We start from the raw sequence: 18,543 nt of genomic DNA, 5'->3' as shown, positions 1-18,543 counted from the left end.
ACCGCCTGCGCACGCTTTACGCCCAGTAATTCCGATTAACGCTTGCACCCTACGTATTACCGCGGCTGCTGGCACGTAGTTAGCCGGTGCTTATTCTTCAGGTACCGTCATTAGCAAGAGATATTAGCTCTCACCGTTTCTTCCCTGACAAAAGAGCTTTACAACCCGAAGGCCTTCTTCACTCACGCGGCATTGCTGGATCAGGCTTTCGCCCATTGTCCAAAATTCCCCACTGCTGCCTCCCGTAGGAGTCTGGACCGTGTCTCAGTTCCAGTGTGGCTGGTCGTCCTCTCAGACCAGCTACTGATCGATGCCTTGGTAGGCTTTTACCCTACCAACTAGCTAATCAGATATCGGCCGCTCCACGAGCATGAGGTCTTGCGATCCCCCACTTTCATCCTTAGATCGTATGCGGTATTAGCGTAACTTTCGCTACGTTATCCCCCACTCTAGGGTACGTTCCGATATATTACTCACCCGTTCGCCACTCGCCACCAGAGCAAGCTCCGTGCTGCCGTTCGACTTGCATGTGTAAGGCATGCCGCCAGCGTTCAATCTGAGCCAGGATCAAACTCTTCAGTTTAATCTCTGTTTAATGTCATTTCTGACAGGTCGGACAGTATTACTACTATCCAAATCTTTTGCATTACAAAAGATTCGCTCACTCAAAAAACTGACAGGCTACTTCCGAAGAAGTATCCTATTTCATTATTTCTTGTGAACATTTGATATTTTAAGTTTTACAGCGATCCGAAGATCACTGCTGCACTTACATCAAATGCCCACACTTATCGACTGTTAATTGTTAAAGAACGTATTCGGCACTACTTATTTACCACTTTCGCGCTATCGACAAAGCGTTGTGTCTGTCAGCTGCGAAGAAGGAAGAGTATGAGGCATTTTTTTAAATCCGTCAACTCCGTTTTTCAGCGCATTGCGCTTAAAAACTTTTTTACCCTGCTTTACTTTGCATTTACATGCGTCGTTCAGCAAGGGGGCGAATTATAGCCCTGGCCCGCAAACTCTGCAAGCCTTCTTTTTCGCCGCAGCCTGTCCTCTCTGCCCAGCAAGCATTGTCTTCACTTCAAGCGCCTTTTTGTGCAGCCTGTCGCAATCGACTGGCATAGTTCGAGGTCTTTAGGCACAGTGGCAACATCAGATTCTGACGCTGTTCAACAAGGACTCGCACTTGCCCCCAGCGCCGCTTAACTCTTGTACTTGAAAGTGCTCTCCATGCTTCCGATTTCCAGCCTGCCTCAATTGTTGAAAACCATCCTCGCCTGGTTGCAACGAGCATTCGACGCGACGACGACTTGGGTAACCCAGCTATCTTGGTGGAAATTTTTCCTGTTCGCCGCCCTGGCCCTGATCGCCGGCTCCATTTTGCAAGACGAACTGTTCTCGTCCAACCCGGATGAGGAAGTCGTCATCAAATCGCATAAGCGCAGCAGCAAAGGCTCGGGTGAGACGAATATCCTGATCGACGATACCGGCATCCATTTCAATCCGCGCAACAGCAAGAACCGGCGTAGCAGCACGGCTGATGCAGCCAGCGATACGACCGATGCCGCCACTGCGGACGAGCAGGCAAAAGCGGTGCCGCCGGCACCGCCCGAACCGCCCGCCGCCGCCACCAAACCCAGCTATCCGGTGACCACCAATGCTTCAGGGGAAGAGGTCCATATCGAATTGCCACCACAAATCGGCGAAGAGTTGTCGAATGCCATAGAAGAAGCGGTCGATGATGCTGCGGAACAAAAAGTATCACGCTATCACCAGCAAGCGTCGACTTGGTTCAAGAGCTTTGTGTCTTTGCTGGTGCTGGCCCTGTTCGCCATGAAAGCTCTGGTTGGCGGCAAGAAACGTGCGGAAGCGCAAACCATTACGGCAAATGAAGCGGCCGAACGCGCATCCATGCAGCGCCAGCTCAGCGAAGCAAAAATGCAAATGATGCAAGCGCAAGTCGAACCTCATTTCCTGTTCAACACCCTCGCCTCCGTTGAGCACCTGATCCAGACCGATCCGCCGCGTGCGGCGAAGATGCAACGCAGCCTGATCCAGTATCTGCGCGCCGTACTGCCGCAAATGCGCGACAACGCCCTGATTACCAATCTGGGCCGTGAAGCGGACATGGTGCAAGCGTACCTGAACCTGCTGAAAATGCGCATGGAAGAACGCCTGACCGTCGACTTCCAGATTCCAGACGGCCTGCGCAGCGCCGCCTTTCCTCCCATGATGCTGCAATCGATGGTAGAAAATGCCATCAAGCACGGCCTGGAAGTCAAACCGGAAGGCGGCACCTTGCGCATCCTGGCCGAAGTAGCACACAGCAAGCTGCGCGTGATCGTCACCGATGACGGCCTGGGCTTTGGTGTCGTACCCAGCGATGGCACGGGCCTGGGCTTGCCCACCATCCGCGAGCGCCTAAAACTGCTGCATGGCGACCAGGGCAGCCTGACCATCACACCCAACCAGCCCAGCGGTGTGTGCGCCGTGATCGAAGTACCGTATCAACTATCCAAATAAGCGAGCTCAATAAGATAGTTGATAAAAACGCTAATTCATTGAATAATCAATCTTCGCCTGTTCACACTTGAGACCTATGCCTACCGCTATTATTGCCGACGACGAAAGACTGATGCGCGACCAGCTGCGCCTGCGCCTGGGCCAAGCCTGGCCAGAACTGGAAATCATCGGCGAAGCCAAGAATGGCGACGAAGCAATTGAACTGGTGGCGCAACTCAAGCCCGACTTTGCATTCCTCGATATCCGCATGCCGGGCAAGACAGGCATGGAAGCGGCGCAAGTGATTGGCAGCAAGACCCATATCGTCTTCGTCACCGCCTACGATACCCACGCCGTCGAAGCCTTCGAACGGGGCGCAGTCGATTACGTACTCAAGCCACCCGAGCATGAACGTTTGCTGGTGACGGTCGAGCGCCTGAAAACGCATTTGAACAAGCCAGCGCTCGATGTCAATGGCAGCGTCACGGCCATGCTGTCGCAACTGGCAGAAAAAATTACGGCCAAGCCCAGCTACCTGCAATGGATACAGGCCAGCATCGGCCAGGACTTGCGCATGATCCCCGTCGATGAGATTTTATTTTTCCGTTCTGACGAGAAATACACCTGCGTGCAGACAGCCAAGTATGAGGCACTGATACGCAAGCCTGTGCGCGATCTGGCCGAAGAGCTCGATCCTTCGCTATTTTGGCAAATCCACCGTGCCACACTGGTCAACGTCAATGCCATCGAAGGCGTGACGCGCGACATCCGCGGCCGTCACTTGGTACTCATCAAAGGCAAATCCGACAAGCTCGAAGTGAGCCGCAGCTTCTTGCACCTATTCAAGCAAATGTAAGCGAGTCGCCGCCCGGCATGCCGGCGCGGCGCATAGCCCTCTTTCTTCCCCTTTCTGTGCCACATCAAGCCGCACCGCAGTGGCCGGCTTAGGCTATCTACAGTCCTGTCCGCCATCGCTGTCCGGCCGGCCTTCGTACACGTTCGCAAGGAGAAGCCCATGCCTGATCGAGGCAGTCCACGCCTGCTGCGCATCTTGCCGCTGGGCATGGCGGCAGCGCTTTTACTGTGCTTGCTTCCTGCTTTGAACGCCGGCCGGCAACGGCGGGCGCACGGCCAGGCCATCATTGACAGCGCCAGCGCCAGCGAAGCCATCATCAGCATCGATAGCGAACAAATCATCGTGCATGCGAACGCGGCGGCAGCCAGGTTATTTGACGACACGCCGGCCCGCATGCGCGGCATGCGCCTGGGCCACTACATCTTGCGCGACTTACGCACTCTTTGCAGCCTGAGCAACCATGATGGCGATGCGCCGTTTGGCGATATCAATCAAGGACTACGCCTGTCGGGCCGGCGCGCCACCGACTACACCCTGACGGGCAGGCGCAGCGATGGGGCCATGTTTGCGCTCGAAGGTTCACTCTCGGCCATGCAGGCAGATGGCGGCAGCGTGTTGACCATCATCGTGCGCGACATCAGCGCGCGACAGCAGATGCACGAGCAACTGGCTCGCTCCTTTTCGCAACTGCGTGAATTGTCGAATGCGCTGCAATCCATCCGCGAAGAAGAGCGCAAGCATATCGCGCGCGAACTGCATGATGACCTAGGGCAATTGCTGGCTACCTTGCGAGGCGACCTGACGCTGGTACGCCAGCACACGGACACGACTTTGTCGCTACAAGCGTTGCTGCACAGCATGGATGGCTTGCTGCTGACGGCCATCACTTCGCTGCGGCGCATCGCCAGCAACCTGCGGCCGCGCGCGCTCGATGAGGGGGGATTGTATTTTGCACTACAAAAACTGCGCCATGACTTCCTGTTGCGCCGCACCATCCATTTTGACTTGCTGGCCGACGAGGCCGACCTGGTGCTCGACGACGCGCGTAGCACGGCCATCTACCGCATCGTGCAAGAGGCGCTGACGAATATCGCGCGTCACGCCGAGGCCAGCCACATCACCATCGCCCTGCACCGCATCAATTCCTCTCTGGCAATCACCATCCAGGATGATGGCCACGGCATTGCTGAACACGACCTGGAAAAAGCCACGGCACTCGGACTGCTAGGCATGCGCGAACGGGTATGGGGCTTGAACGGCAGCATCTATATTGGCACCGATAGCGAACTGGGCGGCACACGCATCGACATCTCGCTGCCCATGCAGGCGGAAGTGACGCAAACAGCCACGGCATAAGGAAAAAAGGCGCCCGCAGGCGCCTTTTTCATTCATCACATCAACTGATGCTTAGAATTTGTGGGTCATGCCCAGCTGATACATCGATTTTTCGCTGAACTGGTCGCGGCCACCGTAGACGTACACAGCGGTACGCTTCGACAGCGGGTAGTCGTAGCCCAGACCATAGGCCTTGGCCGTTTCCTTGCCGCTGACGGTGCGGCTGTCTTGCTTCTGCTTCACATAGCTGACCTTGATTGCGCCGCCGCCGATGTCATAAGCCAGACCCAGCAGGTAGCTCTTGAAATCGCCGGTAGCGGCAACATCGGTATCTGCTTTCGAGTAATCAAAGGTGACTTTGGCAGGGCCAAATTTGTAACCGCCACCGACGATCCACAGTTTCGGCTCGGCTGCTGCGTTAGCAACGGACTGTACTTTCTTCTGGTAGCCGGCGTGTGCGCTCACTGGACCCTGGTCATACGTGGCAACCACGCTGAAACCCGAATCGGCATCTTTGATTTCGCTGGCAACGTATTGGCCGCTGACGACAAAACCGCTGAACGATGGGCTGTTGTAGGTCACAGCATTGCTCACACGCGACACGCCCACGACCGATGTGGCCGGAATGGCTTGTGCGCCGTTTGGCGACTGGCCGCCGCGCATGACTGGCTCATTGATCTTGCCGATGACGCCGTAAGTGTTGAATGGATCAACGCGTGCCAGGGTGCCGTCGATCAGGTCCTTGGTACGGCCCAGGTAGACGGTACCAAAGTCACCGGTCAGGCCAACCCATGCCTGGCGATCGAACAGGGTGTTGGTGGACGCTTGCGCACCAGTATCACCCTTGAATTCGCCTTCCAGGTTGAAAATGGCCTTCAAGCCGCTACCCAGATCTTCCGTGCCCTTGAAACCAATGCGCGACGCCTGGTTTTCACGTTCCAGCATCGCCGCACCCGTGGTCTTGGCAATACCCAGATCGACCACGCCGTAGACGGTAACGTTCGATTGAGCTTGCGCAGTCGCCGCTGCGAAGGTGCCGATGATCAATGCTGCCAGAGTAATTTTTTTCACTTGAGATTCTCTACATTAAGTTGGACAAGTTGAGCTGCTGCTTAGCTGCTGAACCGAATCATGCCCACGAATTACTTCAACAATATGACATCGACAAGATGTTGCTTTTTATCACAATAGCGTGTGACATAAAAACAACAGACGAAAAAAAACCGCCCGCAGGCGGTTCAGCTTACCGTTCCAGCCTTATTTCAGACGGCAGCTCAGCAGCCAGTAATATTCCAGGCGCTTCATGCGGATTTCGCGGGTCGAATGGGCAAACTTCTTGCGCAGGTGGCTGTCCGATGGGAAATTCTTCAACACTTCATAGCGCTCGCCTGCCGGCGTCGTGTGGAACTGGTGAGTATTGCCTTCCAAGTCAGTGCGCGCGATGACGGTGCTGCTGCCATCGACATAGGAATTGTCGATCAGCACCAGCACGATGTCCTTGCCCAGCTTGCTGCGCAATTGCTTCAGGTATTTGTCCTGGTCTTCGCGCTTGACGTGCGACCACCAGAAGCCGGCGAAGACAGCAGTAAACTTGCCCAACAAGTCATCGGGCAAATTGAATGCGTCGAGCTTGGCAATGGTGACGTTGTCGGGCAAGCCGCGTGCCTGGGCCAGCGCCAGCATTTCATCGTTGATATCGGTGGCCAGCACGGACACGGCCGACTCGGCGACCAATTGCGTCCAGTAGCCGGTGCCGCAGGCCAGTTCCAGCACGGTGTGCCCTTCCAGCACGTCAGCGACCTTGTCGCGCAACACTTCCAGGTCTTCCTGGCGTTCGGGCTTGTCATAGACGCGCTCGTACTGCTGCGCGATGGTGGCGTAATATTTGGCAAGCTGATCGGTAATCATCGTTTATTCTCTTCTTAAATAATCTTGGCCAGGCACATCACCCGGCCGACTTCATGCATTGTTATAGTTCGTAGTGCTCTTTATCACCGCTCATCGCCTGCTCAATGAGCTTGCGGTTCAGGGTTGGTGTCAGCAACTCGATAAAGGTATAAATATAGCTGCGCAAATACGCGCCCTGCTTGACGGCCACGCGCGACACATTCATGCCAAACAGATGGCCGACAGGGATGGCGCGCAAGCCTTTGTCGCGTTCGGCATCGAAGGCCATACCCGCTATGATACCAATGCCCATGCCCAACTCGACATAAGTCTTGATGACATCGGCATCGATGGCTTCCAGCAAGACGTCCGGCTTCAGGCCACGCAGCACGAAAGCGTGGTCGATCTTGTTACGTCCGGCAAACGCGCTGTCATAGGTAATGAGGGGAAATGCGGCAATTTCTTCCAGGGTGATGGACTTCGATTTGAGCAGCGGATGGTCGAGCGGCACCACCACCACATGCTCCCATTGATAACATGGCAAGGTGATCAAGCCATCGATGGCGGCGATCGATTCCGTAGCGATGGCCAGGTCGGCCTGGTCGCGCTGCACCATCTCGGCGATCTGGCGCGGGTTACCCTGCAGTAAAGACAATCTGACCTTGGGAAACTTCAGCATGAACGCTTGCACGACCTTGGGCAAGGTGTAGCGCGCCTGCGTATGCGTGGTCGCAATGGTAAAGCTGCCGCTATCTTGCGCCGCGAATTCCTTGCCGATGCGCTTCATGCTGTCGATTTCCTGCATGATCAGCTCGACCGATTCCAGCACCAGGCGACCCGGCTCCGTCAAGCCACGGATGCGCTTGCCGTGACGCGTAAAAATATCGACGCCCAGCTCTTCCTCCAGCTCGATAATGGCTTTCGACACGCCGGGTTGCGACGTAAACAATGCCTTGGCGGCGTCCGTCAGGTTATAGTTCTGACGGACCGCTTCGCGCACGAAGCGCAGTTGATGGAGATTCATTGCTGGTTTACCCTAGATTGCCGTCATTTGCCAAGTTTCCGCACCACCCATGATTTTTCGTTCATGCTTATACGCATATCGCATATAAGCAAATGCGTACTAAGTAGTTTGGGATAAACACGAAGTTTATTACTATTGCGGGTACTTTGGGGGTGCAAGCATGACTTTGTCTTATATAGTCTCAGGATTCGCCGTAGGATTACTCGTAGGAATGACCGGCGTGGGCGGCGGCTCGCTGATGACGCCGCTGTTAACCTTGCTGTTTGGCGTGTCGCCCTCCGTGGCGGTGGGCACCGACCTGGCGTTCGCCTCGATCACCAAGAGCGCCGGCACCCTGACGCACCGCCTGCGTGGCACCGTCCGCTGGGATATCGTCAAGCGCCTGTGCATCGGCGCCCTGCCTGCCGCCGTCGTCTCAACCCTGGCATTGAAGTCATTCGGCACCCTGTCGCCGGAAATCGGCCAGATCATTCGTTACTCGATCGCCGGCTCCGTGCTGCTGACCGTCGTGGCGCTCATCTTCAAGGGGCGCATGCTGGCTTGGATCAATGCACACCCTGAGAAACAATTACAGGGCAAGAAACTTGCCGCCGCGACTAGCATCGCCGGCGCCGTGCTGGGCGTGCTGGTGACGGTCTCGTCGATCGGCGCCGGCGCCATCGGCGCAACCCTGCTGGTGATGCTATACCCACGCATGAGCTCGGCCGAAGTGGCGGGCACCGATATCGCCTACGCCGTGCCCCTGACAGCCATCGCCGCCCTGGGCCACTGGTGGCTCGGCTCCATCGACTGGGAATTGTTGGCCTCACTGCTGGTCGGCTCCCTGCCTGGCATCACGCTCGGTTCCTGGATCGCCCGCTCCGTGCCAGAAAAGTTTTTACGCGTACTGCTGGCGATGACCTTGACCGGCGTGGCAGTGAAGCTAATCTATTAGTGCACCACCATGTAACAAGAGCAAAATCAAGAACATCATCCCAGGCAGTCTTCCAGTACCCCGGCTTTTTTAGGAATTGATATGTACCATTACGATCAGTACGACCACCTCATCATCAAAGAACGCATCGCCCAGTACCGAGACCAGGTTGTGCGCCGTATTGCCAATGAACTCACGGAAGAGGAATTCATTCCGCTGCGCCTGCAAAACGGCCTGTACATGCAACGCCACGCCTACATGCTGCGTATCGCCGTGCCGTACGGCTTGCTGTCGTCCAAGCAGATGCGCATGTTCGCGCACATCGCGCGCAAGTACGACCGCGGCTATGGCCACTTCACCACGCGCCAGAACATCCAGTTTAACTGGATCGAGCTGGAGCAAACTCCCGATATCCTGACAGAGCTCGCGTCGGTAGAAATGCACGCGATCCAGACTTCCGGCAACTGTATCCGTAATACAACATCTGACCCCTATGCCGGCGTTGCGGCCGATGAAATCATCGATCCACGTCCTTATGCTGAAGTGTTGCGCCAGTGGAGTACTTTCCACCCCGAGTTCATCGCCCTGCCGCGCAAATTCAAGGTCGCCATCAATGGCGCCAAGGAAGACCGCGCGGCCATCGCCGTGCACGATATCGGCTTGACGGCCGTACGCAACGACGCTGGCGAAGTGGGCTTCAAGGTCATGGCCGGTGGCGGCATGGGCCGTACGCCGATTTTGGGCAGCGTGGTGCGCGACTTCCTGCCATGGCAACATTTGCTGACGTATGTCCAGGCCATCATGCGCGTGTATAACTTGCACGGCCGCCGCGACAATAAATACAAGGCGCGCATCAAGATTCTGTTGAAAGCCATCGGCGTGGAAGAATTCACGCGCCAGGTGGAAGCCGAGTGGGTCGACTTGAAGGACGGCGCGGAAACATTGACGGCCGAGGAAATGCAGCGCGTAGCAGACTTTTTCAATCCGCCCGCCTACCTTGCCCTGCCAGAACTCGACTACAAGGCGGAACACGCGGATAACAAGGCCTATATGAACTGGCTGGCGCGCAACGCCAAGCCGCACCAGCGCGCTGGCTACGTGGCCGTGGTGCTGTCGCTAAAGAAAACGGGCGTGCCGCCGGGCGACGCGACGGCAGAGCAGATCGACTTCGTAGCCGACCTGGCCGAGCGCTACAGCTTTGGCGAACTGCGCGTGACGCATGAGCAAAACCTGGTGCTGGCCGACGTGGAGCAATCGAAACTATTCAAACTGTGGCAGGAAGCGAAGGCGCACGGGCTGGCCACGCCGAACATCGGCTTGCTGACCGACATGATCTGCTGCCCGGGCGGCGATTTCTGCTCGCTGGCCAACGCCAAGTCGCTGCCGATCGCGGCCGCCATCGCGGAACGCTTCGACAACATCGACTTCCAGCATGACATCGGCGAGATCGAACTCAATATTTCCGGCTGCATCAATGCCTGCGGCCACCATCACGTGGGCAGCATCGGCATCCTCGGCGTCGACAAGGATGGCAGCGAATGGTATCAAGTGTCGATCGGCGGCGCGCAGGGCAACCATGCTGCCATCGGCAAGATCATCGGACCATCATTCTCTGCGCTGCAAATGCCTGAAGTCATCGGCCGCCTGCTGCACGTCTACGTGCGCGACCGCCATGAAGGCGAGCGCTTCGTCGATACGGCGCAGCGCCTGGGCCTGGCGCCGTTCAAGGAACACGTGTATGCAACGCCGATCACGATCGGCAACCTGGTGGGAGAAGACGAATATGTTTGAAGTACGCGAAGAAATTATCAAGAACGCCGCTGTCGTGCCCAATAGCTGGGGCTTGCTGCGCCTCGATGAGGGCGAGACGCCGGAAACGGTCATCGTGCCTGCCGGCAAGGTCATCGTCCCCCTGTCCGTTTGGCAAGCACAGCGCGAGACCCTGCTGGCGCGCCAGCCAGACATCGGCGTCTGGCTGGCCAGCGACGAGCGCCCGGAAGAACTGGCCGCCGACGTGGCGCAACTGCCCGTCATCGGCGTGGACTTCCCGAAATTCACGGATGGCCGCGGCTATTCCATCGCCTTCAACTTGCGCGCCCGCCTCGGTTTCCAAGGGGAATTGCGCGCCATCGGCGACGTGCTGCGCGACCAGTTGTTCTCCATGCATAGGGTCGGCTTTGACGCATATGCGACGCGGCCTGACCGCAGCATCCATGACGCGCTGAAAGGTTTGTCTGTCTTTTCGGAAACCTACCAGGCCTCGTGGGATCAAAAATCACCGCTGTTCCGCCGCCACCAGCGCGAAGGCCAGAATCCTGACCGCGACAACGCGGCCGGCATCTGAGGACGCCTCATGCGTGATCTGACTACATTAATTGACGCCACCGGGCAAACGCTGGCACGCATCGCGGCGGACTTTTCGCCGGCCGTGTTCGCGTCCAGCCTGGCCGCCGAAGACATGGTGCTGACTGACTTGATTCTCAAGGCAAAGCTGCCAATCGGCATCTTTTCTCTGGAAACAGGCCGACTGCACCAGGAAACCCTGGCCGTACTCGACAAGGTCAAGGCCCGCTACGACCACGACATCATCCTGTACCGTCCACAGCCGGAAGCGGTGGCTGGCTACGTGGAACAGCACGGTCTCAACGCGTTTTATGACAGCGTCGAGATGCGCCGCGCATGCTGCCACATCCGCAAGGTCGAGCCACTGGGACGCGCCCTGGCCGGCAACAAGGCCTGGATCACGGGCCAGCGCCGCGCCCAGTCCAGCACGCGCGCCGAACTGCACGTGCAGGAAGAAGACGCCGCACATGCAATGACAAAATTCAATCCGCTGGCCGACTGGTCTGAGCAGGATGTGTGGGACTATATCCGTGCCAACGATGTGCCCTACAACGCGCTGCACGACCAGGGCTACCCGTCGATCGGCTGCGAACCGTGCACGCGGGCAATACAGCCGGGTGAAGATGTACGTGCCGGGCGTTGGTGGTGGGAAAACCCGGACTCCAAGGAATGCGGCCTGCACATGGTGGACGGCAAATTGATACGCATCAAATCCGTGGCAGCCTGATCAGACACAACAGACTCAGCAGAACAAGAAAGCACACCTATGAGCAATATTTTGAACCAGCGTCATCTCGACAGCCTTGAATCTGAAGCCATCCACATCATGCGTGAAGTGGCGGCCGAATCGGCCAACCCCGCGCTGCTGTTTTCCGGCGGCAAGGATTCCGTCGTCCTGCTGCGCTTGGCCGAGAAAGCCTTCCGCCCAGGCAAATTCCCGTTTCCCCTCGTGCATATCGACACGGGCCACAACTTCCCGGAAGTCATCACTTTCCGCGACAAGAAGGTGGCTGAACTGGGCGAACGCCTGATCGTCGGCTCCGTCGAAGACTCGATACAGCGCGGCACTGTGCGCCTGCGCAACCCGGCCACGGATTCGCGCAATGCAGCGCAAGCGGTGACCTTGCTGGAAACCATCGCCGAGCACAAATTTGACGCCTGCATCGGCGGTGCGCGCCGCGACGAAGAGAAGGCCCGCGCCAAGGAACGCATTTTTTCCTTCCGCGATGAATTCGGCGCCTGGGACCCGAAAGCCCAGCGTCCCGAACTGTGGGACCTGTACAACACGCGCGTGCATCCCGGTGAAAACATGCGCGTCTTCCCCATCTCGAACTGGACCGAACTCGACGTGTGGCAATACATCGCCCGCGAAAAACTGGAATTACCGCCGATCTACTTCGCCCACGAACGCCAGGTGATCGCGCGCAACGGCTTGCTGGTGCCATTGACGGACCTGACGCCGCCGCGCGAAGGCGAAACGGTGGAAACGCAAGTCGTGCGCTTCCGCACGGTGGGCGATATCTCGTGCACCTGCCCCGTGTCGTCCGACGCGGCGACAGTCGACGCCATCATCGCCGAGACGGCAATTACGCAAATCACGGAACGCGGCGCCACCCGCATGGATGACCAGACTTCCGAAGCCTCGATGGAAAAACGCAAGAAAGCAGGATATTTCTAATGAACGCAGCAAGCCAGAACACCACCTCACCCGTCAATGTCGAGCGCGGCATGTTGCGCTTTATCACGGCCGGTTCCGTCGATGACGGCAAGAGCACCCTGATCGGCCGTTTGCTGTTCGACAGCAAGGGCATCTTTGCCGACCAGCTCGACGCCATGTCGCGCTCCAAGCACAAGCGCACGGTGGGCGACACGGTCGACCTGTCGCTGCTGACGGACGGCCTGGAAGCGGAGCGCGAGCAAGGCATCACCATCGACGTGGCCTACCGCTACTTCGCCACGCCCAAGCGTAAATTCATCATCGCCGACACGCCGGGCCACGAGCAATACACGCGCAATATGGTCACGGGCGCCTCGACCGCCGATGCCGTCATCATCCTGATCGACGTGTCGAAAGTCAAACTCGGTGACGATGGCAGCGTGGAACTGTTGATCCAGACCAAACGCCATTCGACGATTGCCCATTTGCTCAAGATCGAGCATGTGGTCGTCGCCGTCAACAAGATGGACCTGGTCGACTACGATGAGACGGTGTACACGCGCATCGTCGCCGCCTACCGCGAGTTCGCCCAGTCGCTGGGCTTGAAGGACATCACGCCGATCCCGCTGTCTGCCTTGACGGGCGACAACGTCGTCGAACGCGGTGACAAGCTGGGCTGGTACACGGGCCCGACCCTGATCGAGTTGCTGGAGTCCTTGTCCGTCTACGACGAATCGCACGACACGCCGTTCCGCTTCCCGGTGCAGCTGGTGGCACGCCACAATGGCCACGAAGCAAACGACTTCCGCGGCTATATGGGGCGTATCGAAGCGGGCAAGGTCAGCATCGGCGACACGCTGCTGGTACAGCCATCGGGCCAGACGGCTAGCGTCAAGGATATCGTCACCCTGGACGGCTCGCTGCAAACTGCCGTGGTGGGCCAGTCCGTGACCTTGCTGCTCAATGAATACCTCGATATCTCGCGTGGCGACCTGCTGGCCGGAGCCGACCGTCCCGCCACCTTGCTGAAACAAGTGGTGGCCGACGTGTGCTGGCTGTCGGAAGACGCGCTGGATCTGCGCCGCAAGTACTGGATCAAGCACGGCACCAAGCAGACGGCGGCGAAAGTGACGGCGATTGATTCTATCCTCGATATCAATACGCAACAGCGCCATCCGGCTGAAGGCTTGAAGCTGAACGATATCGCCCGCATCAGCCTGAACGTGCAGCAGGCACTGGCGGCCGACGCGTATGCCGATATCCGCGCCACCGGTGCGTTTATCCTGATCGATGAAGTGACCCACCAGACCGTCGCGGCGGGCATGATTCGGCTGTAAGCGGCGTCTCGACTGAAGAAAGCAAACATGAACCACTCCACATCTCACCCCGGCAAGGTCTACCTGATCGGCGCCGGCCCCGGCGCGCAAGACTTGATGACCTTGCGCGGTGCGCGCCTGCTGGCACAGGCGGACGTCGTGCTGCACGATGCACTAGTGACCGCAGAGATGCTGGAGCTGTGCCCGCAGGCGCAAAAGGTTCTTGTTGGCAAGCGCTGCGGCCAGTTATCGACGGCGCAAGCGTTCATCAACAAGCAATTGGTGGACCATGCGCGCAAGCACGCCATCGTGGTGCGCCTGAAAGGCGGCGACCCGATGCTGTTCGGCCGCGCCGACGAAGAGCTGCGGGCGCTGGAAGAAGCGGGCATCGCTGTCGAAGTAGTGCCCGGCATTACCACTGCGCTGGCGGCGGCCGCCGCCACACAGCAGCCGCTGACCAAACGGGGCGTCTCGCGCAGCGTGGCCTTTTTCACGTCCAGCACGGCGCCGGGCGAACCGGACCAGACACGCATTCCCGACTGCGACACCTTGGTGCAATACATGGGTGGCCGCGAAGCCGTCGCCACGGCGCAGCGCCTGCTGGCCCAGGGCCGGCGCGCTGACACGCCCGTGGTCGTGATTGAAAACTGCAGCCGCCCGGACCAGCGCATCGTGCGCCTGCCGCTGAGCGCCCTCGCGCATGGCTTGGGCGACACCCACGGCCCCGTGCTGGTGATGCTGGGCGATGCCATGGCCGCGCGCGCGCACCAGGGCGTCGAGGACACTGCCATTCTGGCGCGCTATGGCTGACTAAATACAACGTATTTGAGCGACCTTGCAGTGAGCAGATGTCTGCAGAAGAAGCCTGTTGCGCCGCATGAAAAAGCTGTGCCGGCAAGATGCAAGCGCGTAGTCATCCTGCGCGAACCCACTTTGCCTGGCTGCGCTTAGGCGTGTTCAAAAGAGGAAGGTAGCGGCAGTAGCCGCTGCAGTGTGGCGGCCACGCGCAGCAGGCGCGGGTCGTCATCGTCGGCCTCGTCGCAGGTATCGTTGATACAGAAAAATGGTAAGGTGCCGAATTGCGCCAGCAGTTGTTCCAGTTGCTGCGGCGCCTCCACATCGCCGCTGGCGATATGCAGCGGGTCGAGCATGCGCGCGCGCGCCATGCCCTGATGCACCATCCAGCGCGGCACCAGATCGGGCAGCAATGCTGGCACCTGCCAGGAGCGAAACACTGTCGCGCGCACGCCGGCAAACATGGCCGGCGCCAGCGCCTCGAGCGCATGCAGCGCGCTTTTCAGCATCGGCCGCGGCGCATGCGCATACAGCTGCGGTTCATGCCGATAATCGGCGTACTGCGCCGACAGCCATTGCCGCGACAAGGTGGCGCAATTGACAGGCGCGGCCACGTCGGCGCGCAAGCACTGCACATCAGGCTGCAGCGCGCTCTCCGTAAAAACGCTCAAACGCCGGTCGCCATCTTCGCCAAACCAGAATGCGGGCACGAACGGCGCGCCGATAAAGACATCGTCATTGAGATAAAGGAAACGTTCGGACAAGCCTGGAATATGGTGCAGATACGATTCGATATGACCGGAATCGAACACCGGCAGGGATGCGCCAGGCATCAGGCTGGCATGGTCGATCACCGTCAGGCGCGCAGAAGCACGCAGCCAGGCAGGCACCTGGCGGTCCGTCAGCAAATAGACATGACCGTGGTCGGGAAAGAAACGCTCGAGCGCGCGCAGGTTGTAGCGCAGTTCGCCGTTGTCGCGGTAGCGCCCCGCCACGTTGCCGTGCAGGGCCAACTGGCCGGGATGCGCCTGCGCCCAGTCGGCATATGCCTGCTGTCGGCGCGCATGCCAGGCCGGATCGGCGCCATCAACCCACAGATAAACGATGTCGATGCGCGTCGCTGGCATCGCGCTGGCGGCGCAGCTCAAGGGATAGCACTGGAGCATGGCGCCGCCACGCAGTAATCGGCGATGGCAGCGAGCACGCTGGCGTTCTCGCCCACCGCCTCGACCACCTTCAAGCGCAGTTGCGGATGCTGCTGGCGCAGTTCTTCCACCAGGAGCGGCAAGTCGCGCAGCACATGCCCGCCCTGCCCCAGGAACACCGGCACCACCGTAACGTCCAGGGTTGCACCTGCGGGTAAGTCAGCCAGCAGGCTTGCTACCACCTCGGGCAGGCGTGGCGTCATCAATTCCAGAAAGGCCAGGTGCACGCTGGTGTCGGGCATGCGCGCCTGGGTCAAATCGCGCAAGCGTTCGAAGGGTGCGGCCCACGATGCGGCGCGCGCGCCATGTGCAAACAAAATCAGTGCCTGTTTCAAGTTCTTCTCCATCAATGCCGTTCCACCCACCACAGGGCGCCCAGCGCCAGCAGCAAATACAGGGTGCTCGGCGCCACTGCAGTCAGGAAGGCTGGCCAGGTGCTGAGCAGCCCAAGATGCGAAAAAAGGGTATTGACCAGCATGAAGCTCACGCCGATCATGATACCGATAAATATCTTCAGGCTGATGCCGCCGCTGCGCGTGTGCATGTAGGCGAACGGCAGCGCCAGCGCCATCAACACGAAGATGGCCAGGGGATCGATCAGCTTTTTCCAGAAGGCGATGCGGAAACGCTCGGTCTCCTGCTTGTTCTCGGCCAGATGGCGCGTGTACACGGCCAGTTCGCTGGCCGACATGCGCTCGGGATCCGAAGCCGACACCGTCAGGATCTTCGGCGTCACTTCGGACACCATGTCCTTGCTGGCACTATGCACGGTGCGTACCATGCTCGTTTCCTGCTCATAGTAGTTCGCCAGCTTCGGCTCGAAGTCGGGCGAGGTCGCCGCGCTGTTCGAAAACGAGGTTTCCGTCACATCGGTCAGGCGCCAGGTATTATTGCCTTGATACGTCGCCCCCTTCGCTACGGTCAAGGTACGCAAACGGAAATCGATGTCAAATTCGTATAGCTTGACGTTTTTCAGCTGGCCGTCCGGACGCGCTTCGCCGACATTGAAAAAGCGCGAACCGGTGACGCTGCCCGTCAGGCCATCGCTCTTGACCATATCCTTGGTCCACAGGCCGGAGCGAAATTCGCTCGACACGGCCGCGCCGCGCGAAGTCAGCTTGAGGCGTTCGGCCAGTTGCTCGGTGCGCGGGGTAATCAGTTCACCGAAGATAAAGGTAATGACCACAAAGACGATAGCGATGCGTAACAGGAAACCGGCCGCCATCGCCGTTGACATGCTCGAGGCGCGCATGATGGTAAATTCGGAACTGGCGGCAAACTGCGCCATCGTGTAGATCGTGCCGATCAGTGCTGCAATCGGCATCACCTCGTACACATGCCCCGGCACCAGCACCAGCACATACAGGAATGCATACTGGATGGTGTAGCCGTTGCGGCCCACCTTGGGCAGCTCGCCCGTCAGGTCGATGAAGGCTTGCAGTGCCAGGAATGCCAGCAGCACGAACAGCACTGCCTGGAATATCGAGACCGTAAAATAGCGCTGTAAAATCTTCATTTCGATGCCGCTTTACTTGGTTTACCGGCGCGGCGCGCGCGCTTGAAGGACGCCAGCAAGACCAGCGGATGATAGCGGTGATTCACATTCAGGCGCCACGCAAACAGCGCCACGACGGCCAGTGCCGCCAGTAGGTGCAGCGGCCACCAGGCCAGCCCAAATGTCAGGCGTCCCTGTTTTACGCTCGCTTCGACGACCTTGATAAGATTGTTGTAAGAAAAGAAAATCAGCAGGGCCACGATCAGATTGGCAGAACTGCCCGCACGCGGATTGACAAAGCCCAGCGGAATGGCCAGCAGAATCAGCATCAGGCCAATCAGGGGCGCACTAACGCGCCATAGCAATTCGGCCATGGTATAGGGATTCGGATCGGCGATGAGTGCCATGGTGCTCATGGCGCGCACGCCCAGTTCCGCGCCCAGTTCCTGCTGCCGGCTCTCGATGCGCATGATGTACTGCTCGAATTCCATGGTCTGGAAGTCCCCTTGCGCCGGCACGCCCTGATAGCGGCGTCCACTCTTGAGCACCAGGAAGCGTTCACCCTTGGCGTCGGTATTGATCACGCCTTCGCGGGCGACGACGACGACGGCGCTGCCTTTTTCATCGACGGTATTGACGAAGACGTTCTGCACCACGTTCTTTTCGCCACTGGCACCCTCGACGAAGAAGATGCGGTTGCTACCAGCCGATTCGCGGAACTGGCCCGGCGTGACTTTCTGCAGGTCTTCGCGCTTTTCAAAGCGCGCCACATATTCATCGCTTTTCTTTTGCGCCCACGGCGTGGCATACAGGCTCAGGATGCCGGTGATCAGCACCAGCGGCAAGCCGAAACTCAGGACCGGCCAGATCCAGCGCGACAGGCTCAGACCGGAGGCGAACCACACCACCATCTCCGACTCTTTGTAGCTGCGGGTCACGACCATCAGCACCGAAATGAAACCGGTAAGGATGATGATGGTGGGCAGTTGCATCAGAGCGGAAAAGACCATCAGCGACATGACGTCGGCCGACGCAATCTTGCCGCCCGCCGCCTTGCCGAGAATACCGATCAGCATCCAGGTGAGCAGGATGCTGAACAAAACAGTGAAGGTGGCCCCGGCAGCACTAGCCAATTCACGTCGAAGGGCGCGTTGAAAGATCATTCGGAGTTTATAATTCGGGTCAGTTAGTTGAGTAACACGTTACTAGTAA

At 58.7% G+C, this 18,543-nt stretch carries 16 protein-coding genes, 1 rRNA gene and 1 pseudogene; 10 read left to right on the top strand and 8 right to left on the bottom strand.

Annotated elements, in window-relative coordinates; genetic code table 11:
• Nucleotides 1-583, bottom strand: a 16S ribosomal RNA gene (locus tag ACQ4V8_RS08925); the annotation flags it as partial.
• A 650-nt stretch (nt 584-1,233) separates the two neighbouring features.
• Here ACQ4V8_RS08925 and ACQ4V8_RS08920 point away from each other — a divergent pair.
• From ACQ4V8_RS08920 to ACQ4V8_RS08910, 3 genes are all read left to right on the top strand, one after another.
• Nucleotides 1,234-2,526 (top strand): sensor histidine kinase, encoded by a 1,293-nt coding sequence (locus ACQ4V8_RS08920; protein ID WP_070345562.1) that lies wholly within the window; start codon nt 1,234-1,236, stop codon nt 2,524-2,526.
• Between the two features lie 76 nt (nt 2,527-2,602).
• Nucleotides 2,603-3,361 (top strand): LytR/AlgR family response regulator transcription factor, encoded by a 759-nt coding sequence (locus tag ACQ4V8_RS08915; protein ID WP_010396007.1) that lies wholly within the window; start codon nt 2,603-2,605, stop codon nt 3,359-3,361.
• Nucleotides 3,362-3,520: 159 nt separating this feature from the next.
• Complete coding sequence (locus tag ACQ4V8_RS08910; protein WP_010396006.1) at nt 3,521-4,717, top strand: PAS domain-containing sensor histidine kinase; 1,197 nt, start codon at nt 3,521-3,523, stop codon at nt 4,715-4,717.
• A 51-nt stretch (nt 4,718-4,768) separates the two neighbouring features.
• Here the strand turns inward: ACQ4V8_RS08910 and ACQ4V8_RS08905 are convergent, their stop codons facing one another.
• The 3 genes from ACQ4V8_RS08905 to ACQ4V8_RS08895 all read right to left on the bottom strand — a co-directional run bounded on the left by ACQ4V8_RS08905 (nt 4,769) and on the right by ACQ4V8_RS08895 (nt 7,607).
• Entirely contained in the window at nt 4,769-5,767 is a 999-nt protein-coding gene (locus tag ACQ4V8_RS08905) for a porin (protein ID WP_010396003.1), read from the bottom strand.
• A 186-nt stretch (nt 5,768-5,953) separates the two neighbouring features.
• On the bottom strand, nt 5,954-6,604 hold the full coding sequence (locus ACQ4V8_RS08900; protein ID WP_010396001.1) for a class I SAM-dependent methyltransferase: 651 nt from the start codon (nt 6,602-6,604) through the stop codon (nt 5,954-5,956).
• 61 nt (nt 6,605-6,665) lie between these two features.
• A complete protein-coding gene (locus ACQ4V8_RS08895; protein WP_436571252.1) occupies nt 6,666-7,607 on the bottom strand; it encodes a CysB family HTH-type transcriptional regulator in 942 nt (313 codons plus the stop codon).
• A gap of 160 nt (nt 7,608-7,767) precedes the next feature.
• On the opposite strand from ACQ4V8_RS08895, the gene ACQ4V8_RS08890 reads away from it, so the two are divergent.
• The 7 genes and pseudogenes from ACQ4V8_RS08890 (at nt 7,768) to cobA (ending at nt 14,646) form a co-directional block, all read left to right on the top strand.
• Nucleotides 7,768-8,541, top strand: a complete 774-nt coding sequence (locus ACQ4V8_RS08890; RefSeq protein ID WP_029496239.1) for a sulfite exporter TauE/SafE family protein — start codon at nt 7,768-7,770, stop codon at nt 8,539-8,541.
• Nucleotides 8,542-8,622: 81 nt separating this feature from the next.
• Nucleotides 8,623-10,311 (top strand): nitrite/sulfite reductase, encoded by a 1,689-nt coding sequence (locus tag ACQ4V8_RS08885; RefSeq protein WP_010395994.1) that lies wholly within the window; start codon nt 8,623-8,625, stop codon nt 10,309-10,311.
• Nucleotides 10,304-10,864 (top strand): DUF934 domain-containing protein, encoded by a 561-nt coding sequence (locus ACQ4V8_RS08880; RefSeq protein ID WP_010395992.1) that lies wholly within the window; start codon nt 10,304-10,306, stop codon nt 10,862-10,864. Before ACQ4V8_RS08885 ends, ACQ4V8_RS08880 begins: the two co-directional genes overlap by 8 nt.
• 9 nt (nt 10,865-10,873) lie before the next feature.
• Entirely contained in the window at nt 10,874-11,590 is a 717-nt protein-coding gene (locus ACQ4V8_RS08875) for a phosphoadenylyl-sulfate reductase (RefSeq protein ID WP_010395990.1), read from the top strand.
• Nucleotides 11,591-11,626: 36 nt separating this feature from the next.
• A pseudogene (gene cysD, locus ACQ4V8_RS08870) lies at nt 11,627-12,541 on the top strand (sulfate adenylyltransferase subunit CysD); the annotation flags it as partial.
• Nucleotides 12,541-13,857 carry a sulfate adenylyltransferase subunit 1 gene (locus tag ACQ4V8_RS08865; RefSeq protein WP_280720745.1) on the top strand — a complete coding sequence of 439 codons (1,317 nt, stop codon included), beginning with the start codon at nt 12,541-12,543 and terminating at the stop codon, nt 13,855-13,857. The pseudogene cysD and the gene ACQ4V8_RS08865, both read left to right, overlap by 1 nt.
• 27 nt (nt 13,858-13,884) lie before the next feature.
• The gene (cobA, locus tag ACQ4V8_RS08860; RefSeq protein WP_010395984.1) at nt 13,885-14,646 is read left to right on the top strand and encodes a uroporphyrinogen-III C-methyltransferase; all 762 of its coding nucleotides are present in this window, start codon (nt 13,885-13,887) and stop codon (nt 14,644-14,646) included.
• Between the two features lie 137 nt (nt 14,647-14,783).
• On the opposite strand, the gene ACQ4V8_RS08855 is transcribed toward cobA, so the two are convergent.
• From ACQ4V8_RS08855 to lptF, 4 genes are read right to left on the bottom strand one after another with little or no spacing between them, the layout of a single operon-like run.
• Nucleotides 14,784-15,797: a stealth family protein gene (locus tag ACQ4V8_RS08855; protein WP_261980718.1), complete on the bottom strand. Its 1,014-nt coding sequence runs from the start codon at nt 15,795-15,797 to the stop codon at nt 14,784-14,786.
• Nucleotides 15,776-16,183 (bottom strand): sirohydrochlorin chelatase, encoded by a 408-nt coding sequence (locus tag ACQ4V8_RS08850; RefSeq protein ID WP_010395980.1) that lies wholly within the window; start codon nt 16,181-16,183, stop codon nt 15,776-15,778. Before ACQ4V8_RS08850 ends, ACQ4V8_RS08855 begins: the two co-directional genes overlap by 22 nt.
• The gene (lptG, locus tag ACQ4V8_RS08845; RefSeq protein ID WP_436571251.1) at nt 16,183-17,352 is read right to left on the bottom strand and encodes an LPS export ABC transporter permease LptG; all 1,170 of its coding nucleotides are present in this window, start codon (nt 17,350-17,352) and stop codon (nt 16,183-16,185) included. The genes ACQ4V8_RS08850 and lptG overlap by 1 nt, the downstream gene beginning before the upstream one ends.
• Nucleotides 17,349-18,494: an LPS export ABC transporter permease LptF gene (gene lptF, locus ACQ4V8_RS08840; protein ID WP_070345570.1), complete on the bottom strand. Its 1,146-nt coding sequence runs from the start codon at nt 18,492-18,494 to the stop codon at nt 17,349-17,351. The genes lptG and lptF overlap by 4 nt, the downstream gene beginning before the upstream one ends.
• Nucleotides 18,495-18,543: the final 49 nt, after the last annotated feature.

Source organism: Janthinobacterium paucivorans (genome assembly GCF_051380805.1).
GTDB classification, from domain to species: domain Bacteria; phylum Pseudomonadota; class Gammaproteobacteria; order Burkholderiales; family Burkholderiaceae_D; genus Janthinobacterium; species Janthinobacterium lividum_D.
This window is presented reverse-complemented; position numbering and strand designations above follow the sequence as displayed.

What these genes read in the sequence shown, in the direction of transcription:
- ACQ4V8_RS08920 (WP_070345562.1), top strand. Translation starts at nt 1,234, where the DNA reads ATGCTTCCGATTTCCAGCCTGCCTCAATTGTTGAAAACCATCCTCGCC.
- ACQ4V8_RS08915 (WP_010396007.1), top strand. Translation starts at nt 2,603, where the DNA reads ATGCCTACCGCTATTATTGCCGACGACGAAAGACTGATGCGCGACCAG.
- ACQ4V8_RS08910 (WP_010396006.1), top strand. Translation starts at nt 3,521, where the DNA reads ATGCCTGATCGAGGCAGTCCACGCCTGCTGCGCATCTTGCCGCTGGGC.
- ACQ4V8_RS08900 (WP_010396001.1), bottom strand. Translation starts at nt 6,604, where the DNA reads ATGATTACCGATCAGCTTGCCAAATATTACGCCACCATCGCGCAGCAG.
- ACQ4V8_RS08895 (WP_436571252.1), bottom strand. Translation starts at nt 7,607, where the DNA reads ATGAATCTCCATCAACTGCGCTTCGTGCGCGAAGCGGTCCGTCAGAAC.
- ACQ4V8_RS08890 (WP_029496239.1), top strand. Translation starts at nt 7,768, where the DNA reads ATGACTTTGTCTTATATAGTCTCAGGATTCGCCGTAGGATTACTCGTA.
- ACQ4V8_RS08885 (WP_010395994.1), top strand. Translation starts at nt 8,623, where the DNA reads ATGTACCATTACGATCAGTACGACCACCTCATCATCAAAGAACGCATC.
- ACQ4V8_RS08880 (WP_010395992.1), top strand. Translation starts at nt 10,304, where the DNA reads ATGTTTGAAGTACGCGAAGAAATTATCAAGAACGCCGCTGTCGTGCCC.
- ACQ4V8_RS08875 (WP_010395990.1), top strand. Translation starts at nt 10,874, where the DNA reads ATGCGTGATCTGACTACATTAATTGACGCCACCGGGCAAACGCTGGCA.
- ACQ4V8_RS08865 (WP_280720745.1), top strand. Translation starts at nt 12,541, where the DNA reads ATGAACGCAGCAAGCCAGAACACCACCTCACCCGTCAATGTCGAGCGC.
- cobA (WP_010395984.1), top strand. Translation starts at nt 13,885, where the DNA reads ATGAACCACTCCACATCTCACCCCGGCAAGGTCTACCTGATCGGCGCC.
- ACQ4V8_RS08855 (WP_261980718.1), bottom strand. Translation starts at nt 15,797, where the DNA reads ATGCTCCAGTGCTATCCCTTGAGCTGCGCCGCCAGCGCGATGCCAGCG.
- ACQ4V8_RS08850 (WP_010395980.1), bottom strand. Translation starts at nt 16,183, where the DNA reads ATGGAGAAGAACTTGAAACAGGCACTGATTTTGTTTGCACATGGCGCG.
- lptG (WP_436571251.1), bottom strand. Translation starts at nt 17,352, where the DNA reads ATGAAGATTTTACAGCGCTATTTTACGGTCTCGATATTCCAGGCAGTG.
- lptF (WP_070345570.1), bottom strand. Translation starts at nt 18,494, where the DNA reads ATGATCTTTCAACGCGCCCTTCGACGTGAATTGGCTAGTGCTGCCGGG.